This is a genomic window from Bradyrhizobium sp. Leo170, assembly GCF_004296405.1.
Lineage (GTDB): Bacteria > Pseudomonadota > Alphaproteobacteria > Rhizobiales > Xanthobacteraceae > Bradyrhizobium.
Genome location: NZ_PSRR01000350.1, coordinates 1 through 9110 on the forward strand (window position 1 = coordinate 1; position 9110 = coordinate 9110).

General features: G+C 63.5%; 7 protein-coding genes and 1 pseudogene. 5 read left to right on the forward strand and 3 right to left on the reverse strand.

The features are described 5' to 3' along the window. Positions 1 to 413: 413 nt before the first annotated feature. On the reverse strand, positions 414 to 1265 hold the full coding sequence (locus tag CWO89_RS36285) for a DUF1499 domain-containing protein (protein ID WP_130583196.1): 852 nt from the start codon (positions 1263 to 1265) through the stop codon (positions 414 to 416). Between the two features lie 583 nt (positions 1266 to 1848). Here CWO89_RS36285 and CWO89_RS36290 point away from each other — a divergent pair. Further along, on the forward strand, positions 1849 to 2874 hold the full coding sequence (locus CWO89_RS36290) for a hypothetical protein (protein WP_245476738.1): 1026 nt from the start codon (positions 1849 to 1851) through the stop codon (positions 2872 to 2874). A 504-nt stretch (positions 2875 to 3378) separates the two neighbouring features. On the opposite strand, the gene CWO89_RS36295 is transcribed toward CWO89_RS36290, so the two are convergent. Then, positions 3379 to 5007, reverse strand: a complete 1629-nt coding sequence (locus CWO89_RS36295; RefSeq protein WP_130583197.1) for a fatty-acid--CoA ligase — start codon at positions 5005 to 5007, stop codon at positions 3379 to 3381. A 145-nt stretch (positions 5008 to 5152) separates the two neighbouring features. Between CWO89_RS36295 and CWO89_RS36300 the strand changes: the two genes are divergently transcribed. Next, entirely contained in the window at positions 5153 to 6280 is a 1128-nt protein-coding gene (locus CWO89_RS36300; RefSeq protein ID WP_463703030.1) for an extensin family protein, read from the forward strand. A 20-nt stretch (positions 6281 to 6300) separates the two neighbouring features. On the opposite strand, the pseudogene CWO89_RS36305 reads toward CWO89_RS36300, so the two are convergent. Continuing rightward, positions 6301 to 6980 (reverse strand): annotated as a pseudogene (locus CWO89_RS36305) (L,D-transpeptidase). 344 nt (positions 6981 to 7324) lie between these two features. Here CWO89_RS36305 and CWO89_RS36310 point away from each other — a divergent pair. From CWO89_RS36310 to CWO89_RS36320, 3 genes are all read left to right on the forward strand, one after another. Then, on the forward strand, positions 7325 to 8302 hold the full coding sequence (locus CWO89_RS36310) for a magnesium transporter CorA family protein (RefSeq protein ID WP_130583199.1): 978 nt from the start codon (positions 7325 to 7327) through the stop codon (positions 8300 to 8302). Between the two features lie 11 nt (positions 8303 to 8313). Beyond that, positions 8314 to 8520: a type II toxin-antitoxin system HicB family antitoxin gene (locus tag CWO89_RS36315; RefSeq protein WP_130583200.1), complete on the forward strand. Its 207-nt coding sequence runs from the start codon at positions 8314 to 8316 to the stop codon at positions 8518 to 8520. Between the two features lie 116 nt (positions 8521 to 8636). Next, a complete protein-coding gene (locus tag CWO89_RS36320; RefSeq protein WP_245476739.1) occupies positions 8637 to 8855 on the forward strand; it encodes a hypothetical protein in 219 nt (72 codons plus the stop codon). The last annotated feature ends 255 nt before the right edge of the window (positions 8856 to 9110 follow it).

The window sequence follows — 9110 nt, forward strand, 5'->3', positions numbered from 1 at the left end:
GTCGGCATCCGAGGTTGCGGTGGTGGCAGGTTTGTTGGCATCCGAGGTTGCGGTGGCTTCCGTGGTTGCCTTGGCTTCCGTGGTTGCGGTTGCGGCGGCTGCGGGTTCAGCATCGGGTTCTATGACGACATCGGGTTCGATGACGACATCGGGTTCGGTGGCTGGGGGTATGGTGGCTGGGGGTTCGGTGGTTGCGCGGGTTGCTGCGCATCCTGGGGGGCGTGTCGCTTGTGCTAAGTCCCACCAAGGACTCTGCTGAGCTGCGATCAGCCTCTCGCTGGTTACGAGTTTAAGGTCGCCTTCGGGTCAGACTCGGTCATTCGGCGATGTTGGCTCGATGTCCGGTTTGCCCGAAAGCGGACGCTGCTGGGTGATTTAGGAGTACAGGCCCCAGCGGTGTCCAACCGACCGCCTCACTTCTTCACCGTCTTCGCCTGCGCCTTCGGCGGTGCTGGCGCCTTCTTCGGCGTGGCCGGCTTCGCGTTGTCGACGGCGGTGTTGATGTCCTCGATCAGCTTCGACACGCGCGCGGCGTTGCTGCCGAGGTCGGCCTCGAAATAGCGCGAGGCGGAGCGGATATCGACCCGCGAGTCCTCGCCGTCGGGCATGATGCGGATCGCGACATCCTCGCGGAAGCCCATGATCGGCGTGCGCGCCACCGCCTCGATGCGGCCGATGCGGCGCGGTGGCGTCGGCGGGCGCTCATCGATCACGAGCCATTTGCGCCGGTTCACCAATTGCAGCGTCACCGTGTAAGCGCGGTCCACCGGCACTTCGAGCTCGACGGTCTCGATATCGGGATAGGCGCGGCGCTGCTGGTCGGCGGAGTAGAGCCCGGCATAGACGGCCGAATTGGTGTCGTCGCTGGTGCGCAGGCGCGACAGCGCCTCGAACCGCGGCGGATCGATCGGGTCGGTGGTGATGTCGTGGATCGGCGGCAGCCGGCGATATTGCACGGCGAGATAGGCGGGATAGGCGAGCACCAGCGCGTTGATCAGGAAGGCCAGAAGGATGCGGCCCATGCCGCGCGAACCGTTCTGCCAGATCGCGGCGAAGGCGGCGAAGCCAAGCAGGATCGAAAGTCCCGCACAGGCCAGCGCGCCGAAGAAGGTCGCCAGCGCCGGCTTCATCTCCAGGAAGCCGAAGCGGACAATGAGGATCGAGACGATCACCGCGACGGCGGAGAAGATCGCGAGGTTGCGTGCCCAGGTGGCGAGGCTGGACACCGGCTCCGACTGATAGGGAACAGAAAACCTGCGGGCCATCGGTGAGAACTGCCGTGTTGTGGCTTGGCCCACTGCCAGGGGCCGGATGAAAACTGGCAGCTTGAGACCACGGCGGCCCGGCAATTTCAAGGTTTGCGGGCGATATGGGGCGAGCGACGGGAAAATCTGGCAACCTCGCCGATTAACCATTCAATCAAACTGATCTTTAGTTGCAGATTGACTCGGCGGAACTTTGGGCTAAAGGCTCCACTCTAGGTTGTCGGAACCATCGAAGCGAAGGGACCGTCCTGGCGAAGGACATCGGCGAACGGCAATCAAAAAAGGATAACGGCGGGCGTCAGCCGGAAACGTTGCAAGAGTGACCTAGGCTCACGGTCGTTGCCGCCAGGCGGACCGGAGGTGCGCGGTTGCATCCTCATGGGCTGTAAGGATCGCAGACAGCGTAGCCGGCGTACATCAGCGGGGCTGGTGGGCAGCCGCCTCAGGGCGAGCGTTCAGTATGAGTGGTGGCAGGGACGAAGGCTACGTTGATCCCAACGATCCGATCTACTGCGCGCCACGGGAGCGGGCGATAAGCGGGCAGCCGACGGCGTCGCTCAGACGGTCCGCGGAGCATCCATCGTTGACTGCCGACGATCCGCCCTTGCAACCGCTGGGCAAGCCTCGACGTCGCGACCATTCGGAAATGTTCACCAAGGCCGTCGCCCAAGCCATGCAGGAAGCGATGGAGCCTATCGAGGTGCCATCCGTCCTCCGCGACTCGGGAAGGCGCGCGCTGCTCCGCGTGGGAGCGAGGTTCGCGATCGCGGCAGCGGTTGCGGCAGGCATCGCGATGATCCTCGTCATGGCGATTCCGGCGTCGCAAAGTCCTGGGGTTCGGTCGAACTTTATCGCATCGATCGCCTCTTCCTGGCAGTCGCTCAAGACCTCGCTCTTTCCGGCGCCGCAACGCAAGCGGGCCGCGACCCTTGTCGTCGAGGACAGCAGCGGGCTCGCCGACGACCCGCTGCCGCTCGGTGTGCGCGTGGGTGCTCCCCCTCCTGGCGCCGTCATTGCCATCAGTGGATTGCCAGCCGGCGCGCGGCTGACGGCTGGCAAGCGCGTCGCCGCCAACGAGTGGCGCGTGCCCACGTCGGAGATTTCCGCCGTGTCGGTCATTCCGCCGGACGGCTTCGTCGACCAGATGGTGGTGACGGTAGAATTGCGTGACGGCGACGGTGCGGCGCTCGTGGGTAGTTCGATCCGGCTTTCCTGGAAACCCGCTGCCAGCGTCGCGGCGCAGCCACCGGCGGCTGTCGTGGCTGCGGCGCCGGCTCGGCCTGCAGCCGCTTCCCCGCCGCCGCAGATGGACACCGTGCGCAATCTGGATCCGAAGGAAATTTCTGTTGTCGTCAAGCGCGGACAGGATTTGCTCGCCAGCGGCGACATCGCGGCGGCGAGGCTATTGCTGCTGCACGCCGCCGAAGCACGAGACGCGCGCGCCGCGCTGCTCCTCGCCCGGACTTACGACCCGATCGTGCTCAAGCAATTGGGCGCCAGTGGCCCGCTCGCGGATCTCGCGCAGGCCCGCAACTGGTATCAAAAAGCGAAAGAATGGGGCGAACCCGAAGCTCAGCGCCAGCTTGATGCGCTCGCGCCCATCCGCTGATCCCTGCACCGCACCTCGCACGCGCCCGTGAATCTCGACGATATCGGGAGAGGGCGCATCAACTTGCGCCGGCTGTAGGATGGGCAAAGCGACTTGTCCGCCGTAGCTCGAAGAGCGAAGGCGGAAGCGTGCCCACCATTATCACTCCGCTCGTGATGGTGGGCACGCTTCCACCGGCGCTCGTTTGAGCTGCGGTGAATGAAGTCGCTTTGCCCACCCTACGGGATTTCGCGAATTATCCTCCGTCATTCCGGGGCGCGCCAACGGGTCCGCGCAAAGCGCGGCCCGATGACAGGCTCCGCGCGAACTCTGATGTGCAATTGCACATCAGAGAATCCATTTCTCCGCCTGCGCCTGTGGCCCGATGGATTCCGGGCCTGCGTGCTCTGCACGCATCCCGGAATGACACCAGACGACAGAGGATTCGCTCACAGCCTGTACGAGGCTCTCGCCAAGCCGCGTGGATGCCCGGGGCAAGCCCGGGCATGACGGAGAACCTGTTCGTTACGCCGCCGCGGTCGGGAGGCTGTAGCTCTTGAACTGATCGCGCAGCGCGGTCTTCAGGATCTTGCCGGTCGCGGTGTGCGGAATGCCCTCGACGAAGACGACATCGTCGGGCATCCACCATTTCGCGATCTTGCCGTCCATGAACTTCAGGATCTCCTCGCGCGTCGCCTGCTGGCCCTGCTTGAGCTGCACGATCAGGAGCGGACGCTCATCCCACTTCGGATGGAACACACCGATCACGGCCGCCTCGGCCACGGCCGGATGGCCGACCGCGAGGTTCTCCAGGTCGATCGACGAGATCCATTCGCCGCCGGACTTGATCACGTCCTTGGAGCGATCGGTGATCCGCATGTAGCCGTGCGCATCGATCGTCGAGACGTCGCCGGTGTCGAAATAGCCATGTTCGTCGAGGATGCTGCCGTCGACGCGGAAATAGGCCTTGGCGATCGACGGGCCCGAGACCTTGAGCCGGCCGAAGGTCTTGGCGTCCCACGGCAGCTCCTTGCCGGCATCGTCGGTGATCTTCATCTGGACGCCGAACGGCGGGTAGCCCTGCGTCTGCAGGACGTCGAGCCGTTCCTCGCCGGTGCGCTCCTCGAAGGGCGGTTTCAGCGCCGCGACGGTGCCGATCGGGCTCATCTCGGTCATGCCCCAGGCATGGCGGGGTTCCACGCCCATGTTGAGGAAGGCCTCGATCATCGAGCGCGGCATCGCCGAGCCGCCGCATATCACCATCTCCAAATGCGGCAGCTTCAGGTTGTTGGCGGCCATGTGCTGCAGCAGCATCAGCCACACCGTCGGCACGCCGGCGGTGTGGGTCACCTTCTCGGTGTCGAGCAATTCGTAGACCGAGGCGCCGTCGAGCTTCGGCCCTGGCATCACCAGCTTGGTGCCCATCGAGGGCGCGGAAAAAGCGATGCCCCAGCTATTGGCATGGAACAGCGGCACCACCGGCAGCATTGTATCGGTTGCGGATGTGCCCAGCGCATCCTTGTTGTTGGCCATCAACGCATGCAGCACGTTGGAACGGTGCGAATACAATACGCCTTTGGGGTCGCCCGTGGTGCCCGACGTGTAGCACATCGCCGCTGCGGTGTTCTCGTCGAACGTCTTCCACTCGAACTTGCCGTCCGACGCCGCGATCCAGTCCTCATAGGCGACCGCGTTCTTCAACGTGGTCTCTGGCATGTGCGCCTTGTCGGTCAGCACGATATAGCGCTCGACGCTCGGAAGCTTGTCGGCGATCTTCTCCAGCACCGGCACGAAGGTGAGGTCGGTCATCACCACGCGGTCCTGGGCGTGGTTGATGATCCAGGCGATCTGCTCCGGGAACAGGCGCGGGTTGACGGTGTGGCAGATCGCGCCGATACCCATGATGCCATACCAGACTTCGAGATGGCGCCAAGTGTTCCAGGCGATGGTGGCGACACGATCGCCGAGCTTGATGCCGTCGCGCTCCAGGCGCTGCGAGACCTTCAGCGCGCGCGCATGGATTTCCGCATAGGTGGTGCGATGGATCGGGCCTTCGACCGACCGCGTCACGACCTCCTGTGTGCCGTGATACTTCGCTGCATGTTCGATAATCCGGTGACACAGCAAAGGCCAGTCTTGCATCAAACCAAGCATACGCACGTCCCTCCTCAGTGTTCTTCCCTCGCATGACCCGCCAGCCAGACCGTATGGCGAGCCACCCAATCATGAAATTGACATGAACTGTAGCGCGGAGAAAGCAAGCCGAAAATCCACTTATGGCGCGTTTGGCCGCACCGGAATGGCACTGATTACCACTGTAGCCATATTGCTCGGGATGCTGGCCGAACCCGCCATGGCGGCCCGCAGATCGGTCCAGTTTCCCTGGCCGGACCTGTTCGCTCCGCCTCGGCCAAGGCCGCATCGGGCCGTCCATCGGGCAGCGGTGGTGCCATTGCCAAAGCCCCGTCCGGCCGAGGCGCCTGCCGCGAAGCCGCCTGAGCCGCCCGCAGCCGCCGAAAAGGCGCCGCCGGCCGATCACGGCAAAGCCGCTGATAAGGCTCCCGCCGACAAGGCTGCCGAGCAGGCTCCCGCGCCGCAGCCCTCAGCCTGCCGGCAGGCGCTGACGGAGGAGATCGCCATCGCGCCAAGCATCCCCGCCATTCATGGCAACGGCGGCTGCGGCGGCGATGATCTGGTGCGGCTGGAGGCGATCGTGCTGCCCGACAAGCGAAAGGTTGCGGTGAAGCCGGCCGCGATCCTCCGCTGCACCATGGCCGCCACCATCGCCGAGTGGGTGCGTACCGACATCGCGCCGCTGTCCGCCGGGCTCGGCGGCACGATCAACGAGCTCGACAATCTCGATTCCTTCCAATGCCGTGGCCGCAACGGCGTCCCCGGCGCGCAGCTTTCCGAGCATGGCCGCGCCAATGCGCTCGATGTCCGCGCCTTCAGGCTCGCGAACGGCCGCTCGATCTCGCTCACCGACCGCACTGTGCCGCGCGATCTGCGTGAGACCGTGCTGCATTCGGCCTGCACCCGCTTCACGACCGTGCTGGGGCCCGGCTCCGACGGCTACCATGAGGACCACATCCATCTCGACCGGATGGAGCGGCGAAATAATTATCGGATCTGCCAGTGGGATGTCTTGGACCCGCTGCCCGCCGTCGCCCCGCTGTTGCCGGCCGAGCGCCCGGAACAAGCGCCGCCGCGCCAGGTCGCAGCCAAGGATAACCCGAAGGCCGACGCCGAGAGCGACTCCAAGACCGACAGTAAGCCGGATGGGTCCAAGCCGGAAAACAAGAAGTCGGAAAACAAGAAGTCGGAAGATGCAAAGCGGGATGCCGGCGATTCCGACGGTGCGGAGCTAAAGCGTGCAGCGACCAAACCGCAGCCAACAAAAAAGCGCCGGCAAAACCGGCGCTTTTGATCGCGTCTTCCGCGAACGGACTACTGCATCATGGCGTTGCCGCCGCCCTGCAGCGCCATCTTCGAATTGAACGGCGAGTCGCCGTGCTTCGGTTCCAGCACGACCACGACGGTGCCGACGCCGACGCGGTCATAAAGGTCGATCACGTCCTCATTGGTCATGCGGATGCAGCCCGAGGATATCGAGGCGCCGATATATTCCGGCTGGTTGGTGCCGTGGATGCGGAACAGCGTGTCCTTGCCGCCGGAGTACAGATAGAGCGCGCGCGAACCCATCGGGTTGTCAGGTCCCGGCGCGACATAGGTCGGAACGCCGAGCCGGGAGATTTCGCCGGGCGTCGGGTGCCAGGCCGGCCATTCGGTCTTGCTGCCGACCTTGGCAATGCCGGACCATGCCATGGCTTCTTCGCCGACGGTGATGCCGTAGCGGATCGCCTTGCCGTCCTTCTGCACCAGGTAAAGATAGTGGTTGTCGGAGTCGACAACGATGGAACCCGGCGCCTCCTTGCGGTGGTAATCCACAATGGCGCGGCGGAACGGCTCGGCGACCGGAACTTTCGCGTAGGTGGTCTTCGCCAGCAGCTCCTTGTCGCGCGGCTTGAAGATGGCGGCGTTGGTGGCCTCATAGGTTGTGGCCTGCATGCAACCCGACAACATCAGCCGGCGGCCACAATCCCCAGCGTAACTTTCAGCAACGACATCGTGCACTTCCGTTGAAAATCTGCGTTCGCAGCGCGAAAAAGCGCCCCTATCGCCACGATTCCATCATCTCATTGATCGTATTATTGCCGAAACCTGCCGCTATTCCCAGCGTTTAGAGACCTATCCCGCGTTGCGGGACCTCTGCTGTGGCTTTTTTGCCGCAAGTCCTGCCATCGGCGGCCGATTTCTGTGCAGATCAGCAACGGTTGCCAAATCCGGGGCGCGCCGGCGCCATTCCGCCGCCACAAATATGGATGGGCGGTTAATGCGCCGGTCATGAAGCCCTTGCCAGAATCGAGTTTAGTCCTGTTGGGTGCGCCGGTGCCCCGTTCCGGAGTTGCTGATGCTGTCGGTGTTCGTTCCTTTCGACTTCGCGCTGAAAAAGGCCGTTTCCAACGAGCTCGCGGCCTTGCCGGAGAACGCGGTCTGGATCGATATGGTCAGGCCCACCCCCGAGGAGGACCGCGCCGTGGAGCGGCTGGCCGGGATCGCGGTGCCGACCCGCGAAGACATGCAGGAAATCGAGATTTCCAGCCGGCTCTATATCGAGAACGGCGCGCGCTACATGACCGCGACGCTGATGTGCCAGTCCGACACCGACATGCCTCGCACCACGGCGGTCACCTTCATCCTGGCTGGTCATCGACTGGTGACCGTGCGCTACGACCAGCCGAAACCGTTCGCGCTGGTCGAGGCCAAGCTTGGGCGGTCCTGCGCCCCCGGTATCTCCGGCGAGATGGTGCTGACGGAACTGCTCGACGCCGTGATCGACCGTTGCGCCGACATCCTGGAGCGCTGCGGGTCGGAGATCGACCAGGTCTCCCACGACATCTTCGAGCCGGAGAGCGAACGCCACGGCCAAGCCAAGCGATACTCGCAGATCCTGATCGAGATCGGGCGCAAAGGCGACCTGACCTCGAAAGTGCGCGAAAGCCTGGTCTCCATCGGACGCGTCGTCACCTTCATGTCGGCGGTGATCGAAGGCGTCAAATGGTCCAAGGACATGCGCGAGCAGCTCAAGACCATGCAGCGCGACGTCGCCTCGCTGACCGACCACGCCTCCTATCTCTCCAACAAGATCACCTTCGTGCTGGATGCGATGCTCGGCGTCGTCAACCTCGAGCAAAACAACATCATCAAGCTGTTCTCGGTGATGGCCGTGGTGCTGATGCCGCCGACGCTGATTGCGTCGATCTACGGCATGAACTTCAAGGCGATGCCGGAACTCGACTGGCCACACGGCTATCCGATCGCGCTCGTGATGATGCTGATTGCAGCGATCGTGCCGTACTACCTTTTCAAGTTGAAGAAGTGGCTTTAGGGGCGTGCTCGATGCGCTACGCAGTCCTGATCGAGAAGGCGAATGGCAATTATTCCGCCTATGTTCCGGATTTGCCAGGCTGCGTCGCCACCGGCGATACGGTTGCGAACGTTGAGAATGAAATCCTCGAGGCCATTAGGTTCCATCTTGATGGATTGCGGGCAGATGGCCTTGCGGTTCCAGAGCCGACCAGCATCGCTGAATACGTCGAAACATAGGCAACAAAGCTGCCGCAATTCCTCCGCGAATTCTCCGCTAAAATTTGAGTGTTGCGCTGAACGTTTGAGCGAAACTTTGCTGCGATAACCCCCGGCCTCAAGCCGGAGGGACAGCAATGGTTGAGAAGATCATAACGCCACGGCGTAACATCATCGACTTCGCGCGCTATCAGCAGGACCGCATGGTCGGAAAGATGCAGGCGATATCGCCGCGCATCTGCCGTCACTGCGGCGCTGCCCTGCTCGATGGCGAAAACGAAGACGAGTGCTCGAGCGCGCTCAACACCGGCGCGCTGCGAGTCGTTGAGAAACCGCGAAAGTTCTACGCGGATTGACAGGCCAGGAGGGCCGCCTAACGAGTGCAAGCAAAGCAATCCAGAGGTCGACGGCGGAAACGGTCTGGATTGCTTCGTGCCCTCGTTCGTTACGCATGATCCGATAAGCTTGAAATTGCAGCCGCGCTCGCTCCCCGCGAACGGGCGGCGGTACACGTGGAGAGAACCCCTCACCCGAATGAGCCTGGTGGTGATGGCGGAGCTGCCCTCTCCCACAAGGGGAGATGGCGCATCAACTGGCGCCGCGAGGGCGTT

Coding starts and splice junctions, on each gene's coding strand:
- CWO89_RS36285 (WP_130583196.1), bottom strand. CDS start 1,265: ATGGCCCGCAGGTTTTCTGTTCCCTATCAGTCGGAGCCGGTGTCCAGC.
- CWO89_RS36295 (WP_130583197.1), bottom strand. CDS start 5,007: ATGCTTGGTTTGATGCAAGACTGGCCTTTGCTGTGTCACCGGATTATC.
- CWO89_RS36300 (WP_463703030.1), top strand. CDS start 5,153: ATGGCACTGATTACCACTGTAGCCATATTGCTCGGGATGCTGGCCGAA.
- CWO89_RS36310 (WP_130583199.1), top strand. CDS start 7,325: ATGCTGTCGGTGTTCGTTCCTTTCGACTTCGCGCTGAAAAAGGCCGTT.
- CWO89_RS36315 (WP_130583200.1), top strand. CDS start 8,314: ATGCGCTACGCAGTCCTGATCGAGAAGGCGAATGGCAATTATTCCGCC.
- CWO89_RS36320 (WP_245476739.1), top strand. CDS start 8,637: ATGGTTGAGAAGATCATAACGCCACGGCGTAACATCATCGACTTCGCG.